Raw genomic sequence first — 22999 nt, 5'->3', positions numbered from 1 at the left:
GGTAGAGCTTTGCCAAAGACCCTGCTAGACTTCTGGTCCTGGCGGGGTGGCATGGCGCGCCAACCCCGCCGGAATCTTCATCTCTCAGCGCGCGGCGAAGTGTTTCAGGAACGGGTCGTCGCCTGTGCTGGACCAGAACCAGAAAGGGAGCGGGGGCTCGAACATGGCTGTACGGAACTACACCCGTCAGCTGGCGACAATCATTTCTATCGATGCCGTCGGGTTCTCGCGGCTGATGGGCATCGACGACGAGTCTGCTGTCGCGGCATTCGAGGAACGGCGCGACATCATCGCCGACAGCTGTGGCACATTTGGCGGCCGCACGTTCGGCGACGCCGGCGACAGCATCATGGCCGAGTTCGGCAATCCGATCGAGGCGTTGCGCGCGGCCTTTGATTTCCAGGGCCGCATCGTCGCCCTCAACGCCGAGGTTGCCGACGATATGCGCATGCCGTTTCGCGCCGGCATCAACACCGGCGACGTCATCGTGCGTGGTGGCCGCCTCTACGGCGACGACGTCAACATCGCGGCGAGAATCCAGGAATTCGCGCCGGGCAACGGTCTCGCCGTTTCGGAGACGACCTGGCACCATGTGAAGGACAAGACGGCGGCCGAATTCACCGATCTCGGCGAATTCATGCTGAAGAACATCGCCTTGCCGGTGCGCGTTCTGATCGCCGGCCGCAGCGGCAACGGATCCTCGCCGGCGGCGTCGTTCGCGGCCATTCCCCAGGCCAATGCGCAGCAGAAGCTGTCGTCCAAGGGGCCGCCGGCGATCGCCGTCCTGCCCTTCCACGCCGATGGCGGCGAGCATGACATCGGCTACATGGCCGACGGCATCGCCGAGGACATCATCTATGGTCTATCCAACACCAGATGGCTCTCGGTCATCGCCAAGGGCTCCAGCTTCCAGTTCCGCGACGACACGCTGGGCACGCGCGTGATCGGCAACGCGCTCGGCGCGCGCTACATCGTCAGCGGCACGCTGATGCGCAATGGTGGCCAGATCCGCCTCAACACCTCGCTGGCCGACGCGTCCAACGGGCGGCTGGTGTGGTCGCAGCGCTTCGATCGCGATCTGGTCGACATCTTCAACCTGCGCGACCAGATCGGCGCTGAGATCGTTTCGATCCTCGACAAGGAGGTCGACCGGGCGGAACAGGCACGCACCTTCCAGGTTCCCTGGGAAAGCCTGGAGACCTGGCAACTGGTGCGACGGGGCCGCTGGCACATGAACCGGCGCACCCGCGGCGACACCGAAACCGCACTCGAGTTCTTCCAGAAGGCCTACCGCGAGGACGCCAACTCGAGCGCCGTGCTCAACGAACTGGCGTGGTGGTATTTCTGGCGGGCATGGCTGCGTTTCGGCGACAGCGACGATTTGAACAAGGTCGAGCAGTTTGCCCGCAAGGCGTTGCTGGTGGACAGCCTGGATGCGCGCCCGCACGCCCATCTCGGCGCCGTCGACATCATGCGCGGCGAACCGCGGTCGGCCGTCGACCATCTCGAGGAAGCGATCCACATCAATCCGAGCTTTGCCTTCGCGCGCTCGGCCATGGGCAGCGCCCAGCTGCTGCTCGGCAATGCCGCGACCGCGATACCGTTCTTTCTCGATACCGAGCGATTGAGCCCGTTCGACCTCTACCGCTTCCACAATCTGGGGGAACTGACGGCGGCCTATTGTCTGGTCGAGAACTGGCCGGCGGCGATCGCTGCCGCTGACCGCTCGCTCAACCTGTCTCCCGGCTATTTCTATTCCAGGTTCCTGAAGATCGGCGCGCTGATGCGAAGCGGCCGGCCGGAACAGGCGCGGCGCGAGATGACCATTTTCACCACCCGGCATCCCGATTTTTCAGAACAGCGTGTGCGCTGGATACCGTTCACCGACAAGGCCGCGAACGAGATCCTCGTCGCCAATTTCCGACTGGCCAAATGAACATGGCGTCAATGCTGGCTGGAACATGGACCAACTGTGAAAAGATTCACATACGTGCAACCGATGCAAACCTAGGCGTTGAACGGCCGGCATCGCAATAACGTGGATAGCCGGGGGGCTTGAACGCGCATGACCGAACTGAAGTATTTCGACGCTATTCGCGTGGCCCAGAAAAACCAGCGCCCGCTGTCGGAAATGCCGCCGTTCGATCTCGGCCGGATCCGCAAGACAGGGCTGATTGCGCGCATCGTCGGGTCTCTGGCCGAAGACCCCCGCTGGGCGCTTTCCCTGTTGCGGCGTATCCGCCCGACCGGCAAGCTCTTCGGTGTTCTCGTGGTCACCAAGAACGCCGATGTCCGCGACATATTGGAGCGCGGCGACGAATTCCAGACCCCATACGGCCCGGAAATGACCGAGCTTGCCCGCGGATCGAACTTCATCCTCGGCATGCAGGACGGCGCCGACTACCGGCGCATGAAATCGTCGGTGCTGAGTGCATTCCCGCCGGCCGAGGTCGAAGCCGCCGTCAGGCCGATCGCGGCGCGTCATTCGCAAGAGATCATGACGCGCGCCAGCCCCGGCTTCGATGCGATCTCCAGGTTGATGAAGATCGTCCCGGTGCACATCTGCCGCGATTATTTCGGCGTCGAGATGGACGATGAATCCGAATTCGCCGACTGGGCGATCGCGCTGAGTGCGCTGTTCTTTTCGGACCCGACGGCGAGCCCCGTCATGCGCGAACTCGCAGTGGTGGCGGGCGACCGTCTTTTCAAAGTCATCGATCGCTCCATCCAGTCGGCTAGGGACCGGGGCTTGAAGGCCGAGCAACCGCTGGCGAGGCTGGTTGTCCAGATGGATCAGGGCCGCCTGTCGCGGGACGACCTCAATTCGATCATGCTGGGCATGATCGCCGGCTTCGTCCCGACCAATGTGCTGGCCGCCGGCAATTGCCTCGACGTGATCCTGTCGCGGCCCGACGCAAGGCAGGCTATCGATGCCGCATTGGCCGAAAACGATACCGCCAAGCTCGACAGGGCCGTCCTTGAAGCCATGCGCTTCAAGCCGATCTGGGTCGGCCCCTGGCGCTACACGGCCCGCGACGCGATCATCGGCAAGGGTACGCGCCGCGAGCGCCTGGTGAAGGCCGGCACGGTGGTGATGCCGGCGACGCTGTCGGCGATGTTCGATGCCGACGCCGTGCAGAACCCGGACCAGTTCGACACATCGCGCCCGCATCGCGACTACATGGTGTTCGGCCACGGCATTCATCAGTGCATCGGCGCCGAGATTGCCAGGATCCAGATCGGCGAAAGCCTGCGCGCCCTGTTCCAGAAGCAGGGCGTGCGCCGCATGCCCGGCAAGGCCGGGCGGATGACCCGCATCGGCGCCTATCCCGAAACCCTCAAGGTCGATTTCGAACGGGCAGAACTCTGCCGCACCGTAACGCAGTCTATGGTGACGGTGGTCTGCCCGGTCACCCGATCCGCGTCGCTGGATGCTGTCCGCGACAAGGTTGCCAGCCTCGGCAACCCGGCCGTCGAAGATATCCGCACCGCGCTCGACATTGCCGGCACCGTCCACTTCACCAGCCTTACCGTGGTCGGCACCGGCGAGATCGGCGCTGATTCCGGTCAGGAAAAAGGAGCTCTGGTTCTCGAGATTTCCGGTGACGGCAGCATCGACGATGTCATCGATGCGGTCACGCACGCCATCGGGCACCGGCTACGGCCGATCTTCAAGGATGTCTGCGATCTGCGCGATGGCGGCGCATTGAACGATTTCCTGCGCAAGCACAATGTCGACATATCGCCGTCCTTCGGCAGCAATGCCGGACTGGTGTTTTCGGGCACGCCGGGGCACTCGGTCCAGCGTATCAAGGCCGAGCAGCAGCTTTTCGAAGCCGTGCGCGACATCGTCGAGCGGCCACGCAAAGGCGCCGGCAACGCTCCTGCCGTGCTCGCTGAAGTTCGCCAGCATGTCCAGTCATTAGAGACGTTTGCCTGGGCGTTCGAGCCGGCCGAGAGCCTGCTGGAAAAGCCGCCGGGTCATTGGGGCCGTGCTCTGATGACGACGTTGCTGGTACCACCGGTCTTCGTCACGGTGGCGATCATCTGGGCTGCTTGCTGGTACATGACCTACAGTGTGGTGTTCGGCAGATCTATCGACATCAGTTCCCAGGAAATCTCCTTCACCGCTATAGCCGTGGCAATCACCTCACTTCTGTTGTCCGGACTTGGAGTGTTGGTGGCAGCGGCGCTGCTGGCGTTTTCGTGCTTGCTGGCGCTGCGACGCCGCGAGGACAGGGATCGGCCGGAAAGCACATCGATCGGCATATCTGAATTGAACGCGATACTCGTCAAGGAGGGCCACGCGGCACAGAACCATCTGACTGCGATTTCGACGATGAAGGCCGGCATCCTGCGGCGGCTGGCGCTCAGGTTTTCTTTCTACCTGATCTCGATAGCTGCCCAGAAGGTATTCAAGCCAGGCTTCCTCAACACCATCAACACCATCCATTTCGCCCGCTGGATACTGCTGCCCGGCTCCAACCGATTGATGTTCTTCTCCAACTACGGCGGCAGCTGGGAAAGCTATCTTGAGGACTTCATCGCCAAGGCGTCCGCTGGCCTCACCGGCGTGTGGAGCAACACCGTGGGCTATCCACGCACACGATGGCTGTTCCTGGACGGCGCGCGCGACGGCGATCGTTTCAAGCGCTGGGCGCGGCGCCAGCAGGTGCCGACCCTGTTCTGGTACTCCGCCTATCCCCAAATCAACACAGAGCGCATCCGGATCAATTCCCGGGTCAGGCGCGGCATTGCTTCCGCCGTCGGCAACGAGGCGCGCGACTGGCTGAGCTTGTTCGGTTCGCTACGGCGCCCGGCGAGCGAAACAACCACCGTTCAAAAGACCACTTCGCTGCTGGCCAATATCAGCTCTGCCTTTCCGGCGCCTCTCGAACAGCAGTTGGAAACCGGCGAGATCCAGTCCATCTTCTTCGGCCCGCTCGGCCCGCTCGCTTATTCGCATATGCTTGCGATCCGGGTGCCGGACAAGTTGCCGGTGCCCAAGCGCAGAGCCTGGCTCGATTTCGTTGTCGAGCAGACGAGTTTCGGCGAAGGCAGGCCCGCCGGGCGCGCTATGATAGTCGCCTTTGGTCCCGGTGGCCTGCGGCAGTTTGGGCTCGACGAGGGTGTGGAGGGCGATCCACTGGAAACATTTCCGATCGCCTTTCGCCATGGCATGGGCAATCCCGAGCGTGGGCGCATACTGGACGACCGAGGCCGCGACGGCCCGGACGAATGGGAGTGGGGGTCGTTGGAGAACCCTGTGGACCTGGTCATCGTCTGCTATGCCGAAGACCCGGGACGGTTGAAGACCGAGATTGCCACAGTGAGACGAAAGACGACCGGTGCAGGCATGAAGGTCGTTGCCGAACTGCCGCTCGCCGTAAACCGGGGTCCGACCGACACGAAGACGAAATCGTCCGACGGGGCAAAGCGTGACGATCGGTCGGAACGTGGGCCAGCCTACGAGCATTTCGGTTTCGCGGACGGGATTTCGCAGCCGATTGTCCGGGGCACGACCCGCGCCAGCAGGGGCGCCGCGCCCATGCATCTGGTCGCGCCCGGCGAGTTCCTGTTCGGCTATCGTGATGAGCATGGGTTCTATCCAGCCTCGCCCTCGGTAAGCGCATCACGCGATCGGACCGGAATCCTTTCGCAGGTGCGCCGTAGCCGGCTGATTCCGGGCCTGCCGCCACCGCCGCGCGATTTCGGGCGCAACGGTTCATTCCTGGTTATTCGCCAGTTCGAGCAGCACGTCGACGTCTTCAACAACTACTGCAAAAAGGCTGCAGCCTTGGTCGCGAGCCAACTCGGCAACCAAGCCATCACGCAAGACTGGATTGCCGCCAAGATGCTCGGCCGCTGGCAGAACGGTAGCTCGCTGGTGCGCAACCCCGATCATCCGGGACGCGTCATCGACAACAACTTCGCCGCTGGCGCCGAGGATCCGCAAGGCCATCGCTGCCCGCTTGGTGCCCACATTCGCCGTTCCAACCCACGCGACTCGCTGGGTGAGGACCGCGATACGCAGATCAATATCGGCAAGCGCCATCGTATCCTGCGGGTCGGCCGTACCTATGAGAAGCAGGACGGCAAGAATGGCAAGGTCGAAAAAGGGCTGCTGTTCATGTGCCTCAACGCCGACATAGAGCGCCAGTACGAATTCATTCAGCAGACCTGGGTTTCGTCGGCCACGTTCCAGGGCCTCGTCGCTGAAAAGGACCCGACGATTGGTTCGCGCAGCGGTGATGGCAGGTTCACCATTCCGTCATGGGAAAAGGTCACGACGCTCCGTGACATGCCGCAATTCGTCACCACCAAGGGTGGTGGATACTTCTTCATGCCCAGCCGCTCGGCGCTGCGCTACCTGATTTCGCGGCTCTGAGTCTTAGCCGGGGCTGATTCGGGATCGGCGTCAGTCGTCGTCCTGCGATTCGGCGATATGGCGCAGCGCCCCGGTGTCGGTGATGCGCAGGCCGCCGCGTTTGATGGCAATGAACGAGCGGTTGCGCCAGTCGTTGAGCGTCTTGTTGACGGACTCGCGCGTGGCGCCGAGGAACTCTCCGAGTTCCGATTGCGAGATCGGGATCCAGCCGGCGCTGTCGGCCATCACCTTGGCCAGGAAGACCAGGCGTTTGGCGAGCCTCGCCTCGATGCCGAAGAAGGCCTGGTCGCCGAGTTCGCCGCTGACCCAGCGCAGCCGGGCGCACAGAAGTTCGATCATCGCGCGTGCCAGCGGTGGATTTTTTTCAATGCGATCAAATAGTTGTGTCCTGCTGAGCGAAACCAGCTCGCAAGCGGTCAGGCAGATGGCGGTGGCGGTGCGTGGCCGCCCGTCAAGCGCGCCGATCTCGCCGACGAGGCTGCGCGACAGCTCGATATTGGCCACCAGCTTCTGCCCGCCGGGCGAATAGATCGAGATTTCCACCGTGCCGCTCATGACCCCGTAGATCCGGTCGGCGGCATCTTCCTGAACGAACAGATGCTGGCCGGCGGCGTAGCGCTCGACCTTGCAGCCGCTGAACAGGATATCGAACAGCTTTGGATCGATGCGTGCCAGGCGCGGCAGATCGTTTCTGTCGTTGGGGCCGCCAAAAGCCATGTTCCAAATTCCCAATTGCCGCAATCGGCGAAGTTTAAGGGCCGAAGTCTAAGGCAAGAGTGCACCGCGTCAAAGGCCGGCGTTCATCCCTTGCGATTACGCCTTCTAAAGGCGTGGCGCAGTGGTCGCGCCCAGTGCCTGGCTCGTGCCGGGCGGAAAGCCGTCTGCACGCGCGACGGGAGGAGCCGCGCGTGCAGGCGCCACTGATTAAAATGGTTAGGTGATAAAATTTCTGTAAAACCGAGCGGCCGCAATGGCCTTTCCGCCTGTTGCGATAGCTGGGCGCAAACAGCGTGAGCGTCTGTGACGGAGATCACATACGGCATCGCTGAAATAATGCGAGCGTCATACACCGCGCGAGCGACTGCCGCAAAGAGACATGCCGACGTTGCGCTGCGGTCATCTTCGACGCGAGTTGATTTGTTTCCTTGCCTGCCAGTCAGAATTGCACCAGTCTAAAATGGGGCAATACAGTTCTTTACTTCGACAGAACGTTAGAGGGCTACTATGCCGGTCAGCAGAGAGCAGCGAATCCGTCGATATCTCGATCTCGTCACCGGGGGCGAGGGGACTGAATCGGTCCTCGGCAACATGGAGACGATGGCAGGCGGCGGACTGGAATCCCTTGCGCCTGCGGAAGCCGGCAAGACGGAGGCGGCGTTTGAATCGGCGCGCGCTGGCATGGAGAGCCTCGCGCGGGGCGCCGAAGTCGCGCCCGAGCAGCTTTCCGATCTGGAAGCCATAATCATCCCGGAGTTGCGGCCGGTCTATGACATCAAGGATGGCACCTTTACGACGCTGACTTTCGACGGCGCTCCGACACCTGGCCATTCGCTGTGGACGAAGCTTACCAGCGAGGCCGCATTGAAGCAGCGCATCGAAGCCGCCCTGCCGGCGATCGGGCGTATCGAACTGTTGTGGAACACCAATATCCCTTACGGCGGCACGGGCTTCGTCGTCGGCCGCAACCTGCTGATGACCAACCGTCATGTGGCGCAGATATTTGCGGACGGCCTTGGCGACCGCAATGTGCAATTCATCAACGGCCGCGCCGCCGGCATCGACTTCAAGCGCGATTCGGCGGCGGGAAACGTCTTCAAGATCCGCAATGTCCGGATGATCCATCCCTATTGGGACATGGCGATCCTCGAAGTCGAAGGCCTGCCCGACAACATCACGCCGCTGTCGCTCGCGGTCGCCGACGCGCGCGATATGCTGCGCCAGGAAGTCGTCGCCATCGGCTATCCCGCGTTCGACAATCGCAACGCGGTCGATGTCCAGAACGAGCTCATGCGCAATCGTTTCCAGGTCAAGCGCCTGCAACCGGGCATGCTGCAGGGCGGCTTCGATACGGAGAGTTTCGGTAAGATCGTCAGCGCGGCGACACATGATTGCTCGACCACTGGCGGCAACTCCGGCACCGCCATGATCAACCTCGCCACCGGCGAGGTCGTGGCGCTGCATTTTGCCGGCCGCTATCTCGAGCGCAACTACGCCGTGCCCACCGGCGCGCTCGCCAAGGACCAGCGTGTCGTCGACCTCGGCCTCAATTTCGCCGGCGCCGCCAGCGGCGGCCCCAACGATTGGGGCGCATGGTGGAACAAGGCGGACAGTGGGTCGCCGGCCGAGGGCGTAAACCTGGTTGAAGTCGGCGGCGCCCAGCAGATCCCGGGCGTCGCCACCCAGACGCCTCCATCCGGAGGCGTCGTCGTTTCGCCGGGCGGCAGCGTCACCTTCGAAGTGCCGTTGCGCATCACCGTCTCGCTCGGCGCAACGCCTGGCCATGAAGCGGTCACGGAATCGGTCGAACTGGAAGCGGCCAAGCCGACCCCTCCAGGCGGCGCATTCGTTCCCAAAACGGTCGCGGACTATGCCGGCTATAAGGGCTACGACGAAAAATTCCTGTCCGGCGGCACTAAACTCGCGCCCGTCGTGGTGCCGATGCCGGAGGCCACCGACCTGTCCGTGCTGGCGCAGCTCAAGGCAGGGGGCACGCGGCTAGATTACCAGAATTTTTCACTCAAGATGCACGCCAAGCGGCGGCTGGCGCTGTTCACCGCCTCCAACGTCACCGAGGAGAGCAATCTGCGCGAGCCGGAAAAGGGCCGCAACTATTCGCGTGGCGGCCTGTTCAGCGAGCGCTGGTTCCCGGATCTGCGGCTCGACGACAAGTATCAGATCCCCGATGTCTTCTACACCCAGGATCAGGGCGCCTTCGACAAGGGCCATATCGTCAGGCGCGATGACGTGGCCTGGGGCAGCACCTTCGAGCTGCTGCTCAGGGGCAATGTCTGCTCCTTCCATGTCACCAACTGCTCGCCCCAGGTCGAAGGCTACAACCGCTCCGACAGCGGCGAGAAGAACTGGGGCGATCTTGAGAACCACGTCCTGTCGGAGGCGGCGAGCGAGCGGCTTTGCGTCTTCGCCGGGCCGGTCCTCGCCGAAGACGACCGGACCTTTGCCGGCAAGGGTCCCAAAGGCACCAGTCTTCGCGCGCTAGTGCCGCGCCGCTTCTGGAAGGTGGTGGTCGCCCGCGTCAGTGACGGCATCGCCAGCTACGGCTTCGTGCTCGAACAGGATCTGTCGGACACGCAGCTTGAGTTTGCCGTCTCCGACGAGTTCATCGGCGCCATGTACCCGCTGACCGAAATCTCCGAAATGACCGGCGTCAGCTTCGACCAGTCGCTGGTCGATGCCGACCAGTACGAAACGGTTCGCGGCACCGAAATTGCGATGCGGGCGGGATCACGGAGACGAAAGAAGAAAGCTTAGGCTCGCGCGGCGCTGCGATGCCTTGCAGGGAACACCATGACCGAATGGACGCAATCCAAGCCGACCTCCCTGCTGCCGGCCACGCGCCCCCGAGCGGCGAGCCGGGCACCGGAAAGAAGTCGTTCGTCAAAAAGCCGTGATGCAGCGCTTCAAGATAGCGGCAATAATACGGGCTGGTTTTCATTCGGGGTTTTTACATGCGCACGCGTCACGCCGTCATGCTTGCACTTTCCGTACTTTCCATTCCTGCCGTCTCCATGCCGCTGCAGAAAGCCAGCGCGCTGGAGCCTGAAAAATACACGGTCTATTGCGCCAACGATCACATCGAGGTCACGTTCTGGGATCTCGAGCAGATGAAGGTGCGGAACGGCTCCGATGTCTGCCAGTTCCAGAGCTATACGAGCTACTCAAGCGCGTTGAACTTTGCGCAGAAGAATTTTGGTGGGGAAGGGGCGAGTTGCAGCTGCTAGGAGTGCTGGCTTGGAGTGTGCTGTTCCGGGAAAGAAAATGGTGGGCGATGCAGGGATTGAACCTGCGACCCCACCCGTGTGAAGGGTGTGCTCTCCCGCTGAGCTAATCGCCCGCTCGTTGCCCGAAGGCCAAGCGAGCCGCGATATAAGGGAGGCAGGCCGTTGAAGTCAAGGCGATGCGCCTGCCTTCTACGCCTGAAATAGGCAAGGGCGGACGCTGCCGCGCAATCGCCCGTTTCGTTCAGCCGGCCGCCGCAGCAATCAGCCGTTCCGCCAGGTCGAGCGTCAGCGCGTCGAAATGCGAAATCACCGCCGACGGCTCGAATTCCCTGACATGGCGGTCGGTGTAGCCGAAATCGACGGCAACCACGGGAATGCCGGCGGCCTTGGCCGTGTCGATGTCGGTCTGCGAATCGCCGACCATCAGCGCATGGGCCGGGTCGCCGCCGGCGAGCCGGATGGTTTCGGTGAGATGGCGCGGGTCGGGCTTGCGGAAGGCGAACGTGTCCTGGCCGGCGATCGCGGCGAAATGCTTTGTCAGGCCGAGCGCCCCAATCAGCGCTTTCGAATTCGCCTCATATTTGTTGGTGCAGATGGCAAGCAAATAGCCGGCCTTCTCGAAGCGGGCGATCGCCTCGACGACGCCGGGGTAGGGGCGCGACTTGCCGGGGATGTTGAGTGTGTAATGGTCGAGGAACAGCTTGAGCAACCTGTCGTGCTCGTCCACCGCCAGCGACTTCTGTTGCGCGGTATGTGCGCGCTCGATCATCACCCGTCCGCCCTGGCCGACAAAACGCCGGAAGCCGGCTTCGTCGACAGCGGCAAGCTCGCTGGCGGCAAGGCTGTGATTAAGGCTGTCGAGCAGATCCGGCGCCGTGTCGATCAGCGTCCCGTCGAGGTCGAACACGATGATCGGTTGGGTCATGGCCTGTCCTGTGGCTGATGCATTGCAGGCAGGCGATAGCGGCTGCGCTTCTTTCAGGCAAGCCGGTGCGAGCCAAAGTCTTTGACCCTGCGGGCAAAAGTGCTAGGAGCGCGCATCCAGAAAAATCAGAACCAAGCCAAATCCCCGGGGCGAGCATGGATGCGAGGCAGTTGAAGGTCGAGGCCGCGCGGGCAGCCCTTGCCCATGTCAGCGACGGCATGCGCATCGGCATCGGCACCGGGACGACGGCCGACGAATTCGTGCGGCTGCTGGCCGAAAAGATCGCCACCGGCTTGTCCGTCATCGGCGTGCCGACGTCGGAGCGCACCGCAGCCCTTTGCCGCGAACTTGGCGTGCCGCTGTCGACGCTTGAGGAAACGCCCGAGCTCGACCTTACCGTCGACGGCGCCGACGAGATCGACGCGGCGCTGACGCTGATCAAGGGTGGCGGCGGCGCGCTGCTGCGCGAGAAGATCGTCGCGGCGGCATCTCAGCGCATGATCGTCATTGCCGATCGCTCGAAGATGGTCGACACCCTTGGCCGGTTTCCCTTGCCGATCGAAGTCAACCGGTTCGGCCTGCGCGCGACCGAAATCGCGGTCGCGGCAGCGGCCAAAAGTCTCGGCCTTTCCGGCCCGGTTACATTGAGGATGACGGGGGGCCAGCCTTTTGTTACAGACGGCGGCCATTTTATCCTCGATGCATCTTTTGGCCGCATTCCGGATACAAGAGCGCTTTCGAATGCTCTCCATGCCATTCCTGGTGTGGTCGAGCATGGTCTTTTCATCGGGCTGGCGTCAGCGGCCATCATCGCCGGCGGCGACGGCATCCAAACCGTCCATGCCGCCCGAAAACCAGGGAGTTCTACCGATCATGATGTTGCATAACCGGGTTCGCAATCTTTGCGCCGTTCTGGCGGCTTCGGCCGTTTTCGCCTTCTCCTCCCCGGCGTTCTCGCAGGAGATCACGGAATCGCATCTGAAGGCGGCGCGGGCGGCGGTCACGGCAATCCACGCGACCGACTCGTTCGACAACATCCTGCCGCAAGCGGCGGCCTCGCTCGAGCAGCAGCTTATCCAGAAGAACCCTGATATGCAGGAGCTGATCGGCAAGACCGTCAGCGAAAAGGCACTGGCGCTGGCCTCGCGCCGTGCCGATCTGGAGAAGGAAGCAGCGCTCGCCTATGCCAAGGTGTTCTCCGAGAAGGATCTCACCGACATCGCCGCCTTCTACACTTCCGATGCCGGCAAGAAGCTGCTCGACAACGGCCCCAACGTGACGCGCGAACTGGTCAAGGCCGCCGACATCTGGCAGAACGGCCTGGCGCGCGATCTCGCCCAGCAGGTCGGCGAAACGCTGGCAGCCGCCGCGAAGGCCGCTGCCCCGGCCGCGCCTGCGCCGGATAACGCAACTGCCCCCGCCGATGGCGCTGCACCTGCCGATGGCGCTGCACCTGCCGACGGCGATGCGCCCGCAGACGGTGACCAGCCGGAAGCGCCGAAGAACTAAGACGTCTGATTTCGCCACCGGCATCCTTGCCGCTGGACCAGAAAGCCCGGTGGAAACCGGGCTTTTCTTTTGGCTTCATGCGGCCTACCTGTCTCAAACATTTCTTGAGGCAAGGAACAGCAGCATGGCCGGTTACGACTACGATCTCTTCGTGATCGGCGGCGGCTCCGGCGGGGTGAGGGCGGCGCGCGTGGCGGCCGCGCTCGGCAAGCGCGTCGGCATCGCCGAGGAGTACCGCTATGGCGGCACCTGCGTCATCCGTGGCTGCGTGCCGAAAAAACTCTATGTCTATGCCTCGCAATTTCCCGAGCATTTTGCCGACGCCGCCGGCTATGGCTGGACGGTGCCGGAGGCGAGCTTCGACTGGCCGACGCTGGTCGCCAACAAGGACCGCGAGATTGCCCGTCTGGAAGCGATCTACGAAAAGAACGTGAAAGGCGCCGGCGGCGAGACGTTCCACTCGCGCGCCATGCTGGTCGACCCGCATGTCGTGCATCTCCTGGGCGATGACCGCACCGTCACCGCCGACCAGATCCTGATCGCCACCGGCGGCCGGCCGGCGCCGCACCCGGCGCTGCCCGGTCACGAGCATTGCATCTTTTCCAATGAGGTTTTCGACCTCAAGCAACTGCCGAAGGCGATCATGATCGAGGGCGGAGGCTACATCGCCGTCGAATTCGCCAATATCTTCCATGGCTTGGGCGTCGACACCACGCTGGTCTATCGCGGCAAGGAGATACTGTCGCGCTTCGACATGGACCTGCGGCGCATGCTGCACGAGACCATGGAAAAGAAGGGGATCAAGATTCTCTGCCACGCCGTGTCGGAATGGGTCCGCAAGCGGCCGGACGGCAGGCTGGATGCGTTGGTCACCGGCGGCAAGGTGCTGACAGTCGACCAGGTCATGCTCGCCATCGGCCGCCTCCCCAACACTGAGAATATGGGCCTGGAAGGCGTCGGCATCGAACTCGGCAAAACCGGCGCCATCGTTGTCGACGAATATTCCCGCACCAACATCGACAACATCTGGGCGATCGGCGACGTCACCAACCGCGTGCAGTTGACACCGGTGGCGATCCACGAGGCCATGTGTTTCATTGAGACCGCATTCAAAGGCAATCCGACCGCGCCCGACCACGACACCATCCCGACCGCCGTCTTCTCACAGCCGGAGATCGGCACCGTCGGGCTGTCCGAGGACGATGCCGTCAAGCGCTACTCCGATATCGAAATCTACCGCGCCACATTCCGGCCGATGCGGCACACGCTGTCGGGCCGCGACGAAAGGATGCTGACGAAGCTGGTGGTCGATGGCGCCACGCGAAAAGTGCTCGGCGCGCACATCCTCGGGCCGGACGCCGGCGAGATGGCGCAGTTGCTCGGCATTCCGCTGAAGGCCGGCGTCACCAAGGATGATTTCGACCGCACCATGGCCGTCCACCCGACGGCAGCGGAGGAACTGGTCACCATGTACAAGCCCACCTACCGCGTGAAGAACGGCGTGCGGGTCGATTGACGCCCGCGCGCTCGATCTTGAAGAACCCCCCATGGCAGCCGCTGTTGCCACCGAGATGGGAGCCTGAAGCTTATTACAACAAAGTGCCGCGCAGGATGACCAGCGCCACCGAGAAATAGATCACCAGGCCGGTGACATCGACCAGCGTGGCGACGAACGGCGCCGAGGCGCTCGCCGGATCGAAGCCGATCCGTTTCAGCGCGAACGGCAGCATCGACCCCGACAGCGAGCCGAAGGTGACGATGCCGACGAGTGCTGCCCCCACGGTCGCCGCGATCAGCGGCCAATGCGGCCCATAATCGTAGAAGCCCATATATTGCCAGAGCGCGATGCGGCAGATGCCGACCACGCCAAGCATGGCGCCGAGCACGAAGCCGGTGGGCAATTCGCGCAACGCCACCCGCCACCAGTCGCGAAGGCCGATCTCGCGCAGCGCCAGCGCGCGAATGACGAGCGAGGTCGCCTGCGAACCGGAATTGCCGCCCGAGCTCATGATCAGCGGGATGAACAGAGTGAGCACGATCGCTTTTTGCAGTTCGCCTTCATAGCTTTGCATGGCATTGGCGGTCAGCATCTCCGAGATGAACAGCGCGCACAGCCAGCCGCCGCGCTTCTTGATCATGGCGAGAAAGCTCATCTTCATGTAGGGCTCGTCGAGCGCCTCCATGCCGCCGAAGCGATGCGCGTCCTCGGTCGTCTCCTCGATCATGGTGTCGATGATGTCGTCGATGGTGACGATGCCGAGGATCTTGCCATGGTCGACGACGGGAACCGCGAGCAGGTCATATTTGGAGATCGTCTGCGCCAGTGTCTCGCGATCGGTCAGCGGCGTCACCGTCACCGGGGCGCGATCCGGCGCCACCGACAGGATCGGATTGTCCGGCTCGCCGGTGATCAGCCGGCGCAGGCCGGTCGAGCGCACCAGCACATGCGTGTCTGGATCGACGATGTAGATGGCGTAGACGGTCTCCCGCGTCCGCTCCACCTTGCGGATGTAGTCGAGCGTGCGCCCGACGGACCAGTCCGACGGCACGCTGACGAATTCGGTCGTCATGATCGAGGCGGCGCTGCCTTCGGGATAGCCGAGAATGGAAAGCAGCGTTGCCCGCAGCGGCGGGACCAACCCGCCGAGCAGCTCGGAGCGCGTCGGCTCATCCAGCTCTCGCAGGATATCGGCGGCGCGGTCGACCGACATGGCGGTCAGCAGCTTGCACGCCTTGGCGCGCGGCAGCGCTTCGGCCAGTTCGGAGGCGCCGTCGAGTTCCGGCTGGTCGAAAATCTCGACCAGCCGCTCGAACGGCACTTCGCAAAGCAGTTCGATCGCGGTTTCGCGAGGTTCCCGGTTCAGGGCCTCGACGACATCGGCGACGTGATCATTGGCAAGGATACGCGCGATCGCGACGGCATCGTCGCCCGCTACGACGGGGGTAAATTCGTTCATGGCTCACTCCTTGCCGTCCGGCAGGACGTGAGCCGTTAGAGGTCACTTCCAGGCGGACGGCGGTTGCGTTCGACTACTGTCGCCAGGCATGGCGCCGTGACCTTTCTGCTCGCGGGTTCGAGTTGGAATTCAGCGAGCGGGCGCAACATAGGAGCGCATCTTGGCGAGTCAATCGCAGGTATGGCGGAAAACAGCCGGGAACCGGCGCAATCGCGGGACTGTGATCGTTATTGCAGGGGAGGGAGCGGGTGCCCGGTTGCCGGTGGCGGAACGCGCTTCGGCGTCGTTGCTATTTCTGCTTCAGCCGGCGCGAAAAACGCATCCATTTGTCCTCGACCGGCCGCGGCTGCGTAAGGATGGTGGTGAGCTCGCGCGGCAGGTTCGGAACAAGCGGCCTCTTGGTGGCGACGCCATCGGCGATCGCGACCACGCTGTGGTAGAATTCCTCGCCCGAGGCCGAGCGTGGCGCCACCGCCTCATGCATGATGCTGATCACGGTGACATCGGGGCAATTGTCCTTGATCGCCTGGTGGAAGGCGATCTTGCCATCGGGATCGAGCGCGCCGGTCGCTTCGTCGAGGAACAGCAGTCCCGGTTGCTGCAGCACGATGCGGGCCACAACCAGCTTCTGCTTTTGGCCGCCGGAAAGCAGCTGGTCCCAGATCTTTCCCTCGCGGCTTTCATCGGCCATGTGTTCGATGAAATCGCCAAGGCCGGCCTTGTGCAGGGCTGCCGCGACCTGCGCATCGCCATAGTCGTCCTCGGAGCCGGGCAGGCACACCAGCTGCTTCAGCGACACCAGCTGCAGCTTGACCTCCTGGGCGGCATAGAAGCTCCTCACACCGTCAGGGAAGACGATGGTGCCGCGGCCATAAGGCCACAAGCCGTTGATCGCCTTGATCAGCGAAGTCTTGCCGCAGCCGGATTCGCCCTTGAGGAATGCCCACTCGCCGCGCCGAAAGCGCAGATTGGCTGCGCTCAGGAACGGCGTGGCGTCTTCACCCTGATGCGCCAGTTCAAGCTTCTGGATGGTCAGGCCGAAGACCGGGTTCTGGCTGGCATAGTGGAAATCGGAACGGCCGGTCTGGCTGTAGAATTCCTGCGGCTGTTGGACGTTTTCAATGGCGTGCGCCAATTCAATGACGCGCTGGCTGTTGGCCCGCAAGGTGGCGAGACTCGGCATGACATGGATGAACCAGGAACATTTGCTGATCAGCGCGTTGACCTGCTCGGAACCGGTTATGTAGCCCTTGAGGTCGACGCCGTTGTGGATGAACGGCACCAGACCAGGTCCGTAGGCGACAACTTTGGCCCCGACGAAATTGTAGACCGATTCGAATCCCGCATAGAGGGTGTTGACGATGTTGAGCTTCGACCAGGTGGTATCAATATCGAGATAGAGCCGTCCATGTATCGTCTTTTGCACGTCTTCGCCTTGCGACGCCGACACATGGAAACTGCGGCGCAACAAAGTGATCAGCTCGCTGCGATAGGTGCCTTCGGCCTTCTGCATCCTGACGTTGAGCCACTCCAGCATTCCGCCGAGTTTGATCGCGATCCAGGTATTGACCGGCACGTAGATGGCAACCGCCAGCAGAGCGAGGACGGCGCTGCCATAGCTGCCGAGGGCATCCAAGCCTTTTACCTCCACGGAATTCGCCAGCAAAGCGCCGCCGACAAAATAAAGTGAGGTGAAGACGCCGAACACACCTTGGGCAAGCCCGATGGCGCCGCCCGCCATGTCTTTGATGGATTCCTGCACGCGCTGATCAATGTTGTCGGGCGCTGGCGCATCTGGCGAGCCATTCTGGGCGTGGTAGTGCGTATGGTTGGTATCGAGCAGCGCCGCATTGAAACGCGCGTTCAACCAGGCGCGCCATTTGCGATGCAATGTCGCCGATACAAATTTGCAGGCGCCTATGATTCCCATGTCCTTGAACACGACCAGCAGGACAAGCAGGCCGGCATTGGTAAGCACCGATTCAAGGGGCGTGGTATTCGCGGCGTCGTGAAAAAAAGCGATTGAGGCTGCCAGTTCGCCCGCCAACACGGTAAACCAGACGTCCGCCTTGCTCGACAGGGCTATGATGAGTGCGAGGACGACGGTGAGAGCCCAGGCTTCCCTCCACCGGTCCGAGAACCAGTAGGCCCGCATCAGTCCCCAGAAGGTCCGCATCGACGATACTGGCGTCAGGGGCGACGGCCCGGCGGGGGCGTCGCGGTTCCAAAGTGCCGATATTGAACGTCGCGGTCTGTCGACCCGAATCACAATCCCGCCCAAACCTTTTTTAGTTTTGTTACGGATAGTAACACCAATTGATCATTTTCTATGAATTTTATCCCGGCGAATGTGAAGCAGCCCACCCGCCGTTGCCATGAGGCAACAGTTGGTGCTGCGAGATCGCCGCCTTTGGGTCAAATTTGTCCTTTGTTTCAATGTGTTGCGAGAACGCTCAGATGTGCGAATATATTCCCTGAGGGAAGGCTCATACACGGCTTTGTGACCAAAAGGCCTGCCCGTCGGCCGGTTTTCCCACCGCGCGCTAACCGGATCGCCCGAAAAATTGCCGTCCGTGATCGCCCCAGGCCGCCCGAATCATTTCACCGGCCATCATGGTTGGGCACGCGAGATCGTCGCTCCTGCACGGCGACTGCTCATGAGTTGGCCCACGCTTTTTAGCTGCAGCTCAACACCGTTTGACAATCAAGCGCACTGGAATGAACCTTGCCGGGCACTGTCGGCACCGATGCATGTCCGGTCCCCAACAAGGAAGCTCCCCAATGCTTGCACGCGCAGCCGTTCCCGCAATGGTGACGCTCTTGGCTGCCTCTTGCGCATGCCGTCAGCCAGACCATTCCGGCAAGCGCCGAAGAGCAAATCGAGTTCAATGCTCCGTCCGGCAACATCGGCTCCATCTACACGCCGAAGGGCGGCACCAGCACCTACGAACCACAGGATGGCGGTCCGGAACTGAGCTGTTCGCGCGTCGAGCCCAGCTACGTCACCGTGATCCTTGGGCCGAACGGCCCGGCGACCTTGATCAAGAATCCGGGAGAGCAGGGCTGCTGCAGCGATGTCGCGAAGCTGGCCTATGGCAACAGCTGAGCAAAGGGCCGTTTACCTGCCAGTCGTCAACCAAGGGACTGACCTGCACGGGCAGCAACGGGCATGGCTTCTTCCTCAGCAAAGCCAAGGTGACGGTGAAATAACTTCGGTCAGCCGGCCTTTTCCAGCTCGCCCTTGGCCTTTGCAGCCGCGACCTGGCGGATGGCATCCGTCAGCGTGTCGGGGTCCTGCGCGCCCATGACGGCGTATTTGCCTTCGAGCAGGAAACACGGCACGCCGGTGATCCCCATCCGCGATGCCGTGGCGATTTCTGTGCGCACCTCCTCGACGTCGGCATCGGTCGGCAACAGCGTTTCGACCACGGCAGCGTCCATGCCTGCCTCGCGGGCGGCATCGACCAGCACGGCGTGGTCGCCAATATTGCCGCCTTCCTCGAAATACAGCTGGAACAGCCGGCGCACGAGCCGGTTCTGCACGGCTTCACCGGCGGCACCGGCCCAGCGGATGACACGATGCGCGTCCAGCGTGTTGGCGGCCACCTTGATGGCGTCGAAAGCGAAATCGATGCCTTCGGCTTCGCCGAGCGGCTCTATGCGGGCATGCATCTGACGGATGCGCTCGTCGCTGCCGAATTTGGCCAGCATGTATTCGCGCCGGTCCTTGCCCTCGGGCGGGATGGTCGGGTCGAGCTGGAACGGCCGCCAGCGCACATGAACCTCAACGTCGCCGGCAGCGGCAATCGCTTTATCCAGCCGCTTCTGGCCGACGAAGCACCAGGGGCAGACGACGTCGGAAACCACGTCGACGGTAATGGAATTGTCATCGCTCATCTTGATCTCCTGCAGCCGAACGTTTCAGCGAGACCGATCTCGGCCACGCTCAGTTCGGCTTGCGCCACCAGGTCGGCCATTGATAACCGAATATGGGCGTCTTTTTGGGATGGTCCAGGTAATTCCAGTAAGCGAGCCATTGCTGCGCGTTGTACTGCATCGGCACCATGTAATTGCCGGAGATCAGCAATCGGTCGAGCACGCGCACGGCGGCGACATAGTCTTCCTTGGTCCGTGCTCTCAGCATCGCGTCGATCGCCGCGTCGACCGCCGGATCGGCGACGCCGGCCAGATTGAATGAACCTTCTCTTTTGGCCTCTGAAGAACCCCAGCGAAGGTTCTGCTCCATACCGGGAGACAGCGAGTTGCTGAACCCGCTCGACCCGACAAGAACCTCAAAGTCGAAACGCTGCTTGCGCGACTGGATCTGGTCGGCCTCGAGGCTGCGGATGGTCACCGCGATGCCGATCTTTTCCAGCGAGCGCTGATAGATGGCGGCAAAGCGTTCCTCGTCCTGCGAGGCCGTCAGGATCTCGAAACCGAACGGGTTTCCCTTTGGGTCCAGCAGGACCCCGTCCTTGACGGTGTAGCCCTGGCTCTTCAGCAGGTCGAACGCCACCTTCAGCACCTTACGGTCCTGGCCGGTGCCGTCATTCACCGGCGGGCGCCAGCTGCCGTCCATGACATCGGCCGGCACGCGGCCGGGGTAGGGCGCCAGCAGCGCCTTTTCCCTGTCGCTGGCGGGATGGCCGAGCGCGGAAAGTTCGGAATTCTGCCAGTAGCTCATCGTGCGCGTGTACTTACCGCCGAACAGGTTCTTGTTGGCCCATTCGAAGTCGTAGAGCATGCCGAGCGCGCGCCGCACCTCCGGATTGGAAAACTTCTCCAGCCGCGTGTTGAACAGGAACCCGGTCACCACGGGCGGTATGCCGGTGTCGAAGGTCTCGGCGATCACCTGGCCGCGATGAAAGGCGGGAAAATCGATATCGCGCTCGCGCTTGACCGGATCGCCCTCATCGTAAATGGCGCAGATGCCTTTCTTGAACGCTTCCGTCTTGGCATTGGCGTTGAGGAAGTACTCGATGGTGATCTGGTCGTAGTTGTCGAAGCCGCGCTTGGAAGGGATGTCCTTGCCCCAGTAATTCGGATTGCGCTTGAAGACGATGCGCTGTCCCGGCTGCACCTTGTCGATGGTGTAGGGACCGCTGCCGATCACCGGCTTCAGCGTCGTCTTGTCGAAGGTATCCTTGTTGAAGGCGTGCTTTGGGATGATCGGCGTCAGCGCGATGATCAAGGGGGTCTCGCGATTGGCCTTGTCGTTGAAGGTGAAGCGCACGCTGTGATCGCCGGTCTTTTCGAGCTTGGCGATCAGGCTCATGCGATCCCTGTAGGGCGGGCGGCCCTTGTCGGTGAAGACATCGTAGGTGAACAGCACGTCATCCGGCGTCACCGGCTCACCGTCCGACCACTTCGCATTTGGATTAAGGTGGAATTCGATCGATTTGCGCTCCAGGTCCATATCGGCTGTGTCTGCGAGCAGGCCATAGAGGGTGAAGGCCTCGTCGTAGTTGCGCATCATCAACGGCTCGAAGACGAGATTGCCGAAAATGAGGTCCTGCATGCCGCGCGCCGTGGTGCGCAGGCTCTTCAGGATGAACGGGTTCAGATTGTCGAAGCTGCCGACGACGCAGTAAGTGATGTTGCCGCCCTTGGGCGCATCGGGATTGACGTAGTCGAAATGCTGGTAGTCGGCTGGCAGCGCCGGCTCGCCCTGCATGGCGATGGCATGTTTCGGTTCCGACATCGCCACGCCGGGTGCAAAGGCGAAGAACGAGATTGCGGCGATCAGCCAAACAAGAATGCGGCCCATGACCGTCTCCTTACTGGGCGGCTTGATGATTCGGAGTGCACCCTAACATGGCGCCGCGGCGCTCCGGCCAGATACATTAATCCAAATCGCACGACCCAAATTGCGAGGCCAAGAATTGCAGGCGGCGGGCTGGATTCGGCTGCTCATGCAGTGTAACACGCGCTCCGAAGTCATTCTGTTGCCTCAATTCGGCAACAGGTAGCAGGACCACACGGCGCGAAGAAGCCGGTCCCGGGATCATTTGAGAGGAAATGCACGACATGACGAGCCTGAACAGCAACGCATACCGCCTTTCGGTCCTGGCCGCGGGCGTGGTCGGCTTTCTGGGCGCCGGACTTCCCACCGCTTCGGCACAGCAACAGATTCCGCAGGGTTGGTTCAAGGCCTGCACCAAGCAGGAAGATGTCGACATCTGCAATGTCCAGAACATCATCACTGCCGGCAACGGCCAGTTCGTCACCGGCGTCAGCCTGATCGAGTTGAAGGGCAAGGTAAACCGCAAGGTCTTCCAGGTCACGGTTCCCCCAGGTCGCCTGGTGCCCCCCGGCATCGCCCTGCAAATAGACGCCGGCAAGGCGACGAAGCTGGATTATGTCATTTGCTTCGCCGACCGTTGCGTTGCCGAAGTGCCGCTGACCGACGCGCTCGTCGCTTCCTTCAAGAAGGGACAGGCGATCACGCTGACCTCGATCAACTTCCAGAGTCAGCCAAATCCAATCAAGGTTGCCTTGACCGGCTTCAGCGGCGCCTTTGACGGCGCGCCGCTGCAGCAGTCGGACATCGAGGACCGGCAGAAAAAACTTCAGGATTTCGTCGTCAAGAACAACCAGGACTTCGCCAAGAAGCTCAAGGACGAGCAGGCCAAGGCCAAAGCCGCCAACTAATCGCCGGGACAGATACCGGAGCGACAAAAAGCGGGGTCATGCCCCGCTTTTTTGTTGTCGTCACGTCGATGCAAGGTGATGTCAGTGTCTCGACTGGCGTTTTGGCTCATAGCGTCCGTCGGGCCGCTTGTCGAACATCTCGCCGATCTGTGGATGCCGGACCGGTTCGCCCGATTGATCCTCGAGCAGGTTCTGCTCGGAGACATAGGCGATGTATTCGGTTTCCGAATTCTCGGCGAGCAGATGGTAGAACGGCTGGTCCTTGCGCGGCCGCACGTCGGCCGGGATGGCTTCGTACCATTCGTCGGTGTTGGCGAATTGCGGATCGACATCGAAAATGATGCCGCGGAACGGAAACAGCCGATGACGAACCACCTGTCCGATCGAAAATTTGGCCGTTTTCATCATACTCACCACTAAGCCTCTAGAGCGCCCGGCGTCCCCTCGAATGTGCGAAGAGCGCTCTAAGACTTTGAATTTACACACACCGTGGCCAAAAATCGAGCCCGACTTAGGTCTGGGATCAGGCTTTATTTGGCGCAGATAGCGTGTCAGTTCAATGCCGAAGCGCTTGACGCCTGATGAAGCTACGGGCTAGCCCGGTCCCGGG

The 22999-nt window shown here is 62.2% G+C and carries 15 protein-coding genes and 1 tRNA gene; 8 read left to right on the top strand and 8 right to left on the bottom strand.

Annotated features, from left to right (window positions below):
• Window positions 1–163: 163 nt before the first annotated feature.
• Complete coding sequence (locus tag NKJ18_RS11180) at window positions 164–1936, top strand: adenylate/guanylate cyclase domain-containing protein (RefSeq protein WP_023682506.1); 1773 nt, start codon at window positions 164–166, stop codon at window positions 1934–1936.
• 129 nt (window positions 1937–2065) lie between these two features.
• A complete protein-coding gene (locus NKJ18_RS11175; RefSeq protein ID WP_352758230.1) occupies window positions 2066–6388 on the top strand; it encodes a cytochrome P450 in 4323 nt (1440 codons plus the stop codon).
• 30 nt (window positions 6389–6418) lie between these two features.
• Here NKJ18_RS11175 and NKJ18_RS11170 read toward each other — a convergent pair whose 3' ends face one another.
• The gene (locus NKJ18_RS11170; protein WP_023682508.1) at window positions 6419–7105 is read right to left on the bottom strand and encodes a Crp/Fnr family transcriptional regulator; all 687 of its coding nucleotides are present in this window, start codon (window positions 7103–7105) and stop codon (window positions 6419–6421) included.
• Window positions 7106–7612: 507 nt separating this feature from the next.
• Between NKJ18_RS11170 and NKJ18_RS11165 the strand changes: the two genes are divergently transcribed.
• Both NKJ18_RS11165 and NKJ18_RS11160 read left to right on the top strand, forming a co-directional pair.
• Window positions 7613–9877, top strand: coding sequence for a DNA/RNA non-specific endonuclease (locus tag NKJ18_RS11165; protein WP_352758229.1), 2265 nt, complete (start codon window positions 7613–7615; stop codon window positions 9875–9877).
• 197 nt (window positions 9878–10074) lie between these two features.
• Window positions 10075–10347, top strand: a complete 273-nt coding sequence (locus NKJ18_RS11160) for a hypothetical protein (RefSeq protein ID WP_023818904.1) — start codon at window positions 10075–10077, stop codon at window positions 10345–10347.
• Window positions 10348–10385: 38 nt separating this feature from the next.
• Here NKJ18_RS11160 and NKJ18_RS11155 read toward each other — a convergent pair.
• Window positions 10386–10460: transfer RNA gene (locus NKJ18_RS11155), tRNA-Val, on the bottom strand.
• Between the two features lie 128 nt (window positions 10461–10588).
• Window positions 10589–11272: a phosphoglycolate phosphatase gene (locus NKJ18_RS11150; RefSeq protein ID WP_023818903.1), complete on the bottom strand. Its 684-nt coding sequence runs from the start codon at window positions 11270–11272 to the stop codon at window positions 10589–10591.
• A gap of 155 nt (window positions 11273–11427) precedes the next feature.
• On the opposite strand from NKJ18_RS11150, the gene rpiA reads away from it, so the two are divergent.
• The 3 genes from rpiA (at window position 11428) to gor (ending at window position 14297) form a co-directional block, all read left to right on the top strand.
• On the top strand, window positions 11428–12159 hold the full coding sequence (gene rpiA, locus NKJ18_RS11145) for a ribose-5-phosphate isomerase RpiA (RefSeq protein ID WP_023748796.1): 732 nt from the start codon (window positions 11428–11430) through the stop codon (window positions 12157–12159).
• Window positions 12146–12781: a DUF2059 domain-containing protein gene (locus NKJ18_RS11140; protein WP_352758228.1), complete on the top strand. Its 636-nt coding sequence runs from the start codon at window positions 12146–12148 to the stop codon at window positions 12779–12781. The genes rpiA and NKJ18_RS11140 overlap by 14 nt, the downstream gene beginning before the upstream one ends.
• 124 nt (window positions 12782–12905) lie before the next feature.
• Entirely contained in the window at window positions 12906–14297 is a 1392-nt protein-coding gene (gor, locus tag NKJ18_RS11135; RefSeq protein WP_023682513.1) for a glutathione-disulfide reductase, read from the top strand.
• 73 nt (window positions 14298–14370) lie between these two features.
• Here the strand turns inward: gor and mgtE are convergent, their stop codons facing one another.
• The 4 genes from mgtE to NKJ18_RS11115 all read right to left on the bottom strand — a co-directional run bounded on the left by mgtE (window position 14371) and on the right by NKJ18_RS11115 (window position 21505).
• Window positions 14371–15738, bottom strand: a complete 1368-nt coding sequence (gene mgtE / locus NKJ18_RS11130) for a magnesium transporter (RefSeq protein WP_352758227.1) — start codon at window positions 15736–15738, stop codon at window positions 14371–14373.
• A 289-nt stretch (window positions 15739–16027) separates the two neighbouring features.
• A complete protein-coding gene (locus NKJ18_RS11125; RefSeq protein WP_023710503.1) occupies window positions 16028–17914 on the bottom strand; it encodes an ABC transporter ATP-binding protein/permease in 1887 nt (628 codons plus the stop codon).
• A 1040-nt stretch (window positions 17915–18954) separates the two neighbouring features.
• Entirely contained in the window at window positions 18955–19635 is a 681-nt protein-coding gene (locus NKJ18_RS11120) for a DsbA family oxidoreductase (RefSeq protein WP_023755261.1), read from the bottom strand.
• 49 nt (window positions 19636–19684) lie between these two features.
• On the bottom strand, window positions 19685–21505 hold the full coding sequence (locus NKJ18_RS11115) for an extracellular solute-binding protein (protein WP_352626257.1): 1821 nt from the start codon (window positions 21503–21505) through the stop codon (window positions 19685–19687).
• Between the two features lie 260 nt (window positions 21506–21765).
• Here NKJ18_RS11115 and NKJ18_RS11110 point away from each other — a divergent pair, with 260 nt between their 5' ends.
• Entirely contained in the window at window positions 21766–22389 is a 624-nt protein-coding gene (locus NKJ18_RS11110) for an invasion associated locus B family protein (RefSeq protein WP_023668972.1), read from the top strand.
• Between the two features lie 81 nt (window positions 22390–22470).
• Here the strand turns inward: NKJ18_RS11110 and hspQ are convergent, their stop codons facing one another.
• Window positions 22471–22794 carry a heat shock protein HspQ gene (hspQ, locus tag NKJ18_RS11105; protein WP_023668971.1) on the bottom strand — a complete coding sequence of 108 codons (324 nt, stop codon included), beginning with the start codon at window positions 22792–22794 and terminating at the stop codon, window positions 22471–22473.
• Window positions 22795–22999 lie beyond the last annotated feature (205 nt).

This window comes from Mesorhizobium sp. M0217 (genome assembly GCF_040321955.1).
Taxonomy (GTDB): domain Bacteria; phylum Pseudomonadota; class Alphaproteobacteria; order Rhizobiales; family Rhizobiaceae; genus Mesorhizobium.
Note: the sequence above shows the minus strand (reverse complement) of the source record. Positions and strands in the feature narration are given on the sequence as shown.

What these genes read in the sequence shown, in the direction of transcription:
- NKJ18_RS11140 (WP_352758228.1), top strand. Translation starts at nt 12,146, where the DNA reads ATGATGTTGCATAACCGGGTTCGCAATCTTTGCGCCGTTCTGGCGGCT.
- NKJ18_RS11110 (WP_023668972.1), top strand. Translation starts at nt 21,766, where the DNA reads ATGACGAGCCTGAACAGCAACGCATACCGCCTTTCGGTCCTGGCCGCG.
- hspQ (WP_023668971.1), bottom strand. Translation starts at nt 22,794, where the DNA reads ATGAAAACGGCCAAATTTTCGATCGGACAGGTGGTTCGTCATCGGCTG.
- rpiA (WP_023748796.1), top strand. Translation starts at nt 11,428, where the DNA reads ATGGATGCGAGGCAGTTGAAGGTCGAGGCCGCGCGGGCAGCCCTTGCC.
- gor (WP_023682513.1), top strand. Translation starts at nt 12,906, where the DNA reads ATGGCCGGTTACGACTACGATCTCTTCGTGATCGGCGGCGGCTCCGGC.
- NKJ18_RS11170 (WP_023682508.1), bottom strand. Translation starts at nt 7,105, where the DNA reads ATGGCTTTTGGCGGCCCCAACGACAGAAACGATCTGCCGCGCCTGGCA.
- NKJ18_RS11180 (WP_023682506.1), top strand. Translation starts at nt 164, where the DNA reads ATGGCTGTACGGAACTACACCCGTCAGCTGGCGACAATCATTTCTATC.
- NKJ18_RS11125 (WP_023710503.1), bottom strand. Translation starts at nt 17,914, where the DNA reads ATGCGGACCTTCTGGGGACTGATGCGGGCCTACTGGTTCTCGGACCGG.
- NKJ18_RS11150 (WP_023818903.1), bottom strand. Translation starts at nt 11,272, where the DNA reads ATGACCCAACCGATCATCGTGTTCGACCTCGACGGGACGCTGATCGAC.
- NKJ18_RS11175 (WP_352758230.1), top strand. Translation starts at nt 2,066, where the DNA reads ATGACCGAACTGAAGTATTTCGACGCTATTCGCGTGGCCCAGAAAAAC.
- NKJ18_RS11120 (WP_023755261.1), bottom strand. Translation starts at nt 19,635, where the DNA reads ATGAGCGATGACAATTCCATTACCGTCGACGTGGTTTCCGACGTCGTC.
- NKJ18_RS11160 (WP_023818904.1), top strand. Translation starts at nt 10,075, where the DNA reads ATGCGCACGCGTCACGCCGTCATGCTTGCACTTTCCGTACTTTCCATT.
- NKJ18_RS11165 (WP_352758229.1), top strand. Translation starts at nt 7,613, where the DNA reads ATGCCGGTCAGCAGAGAGCAGCGAATCCGTCGATATCTCGATCTCGTC.
- NKJ18_RS11115 (WP_352626257.1), bottom strand. Translation starts at nt 21,505, where the DNA reads ATGGGCCGCATTCTTGTTTGGCTGATCGCCGCAATCTCGTTCTTCGCC.
- mgtE (WP_352758227.1), bottom strand. Translation starts at nt 15,738, where the DNA reads ATGAACGAATTTACCCCCGTCGTAGCGGGCGACGATGCCGTCGCGATC.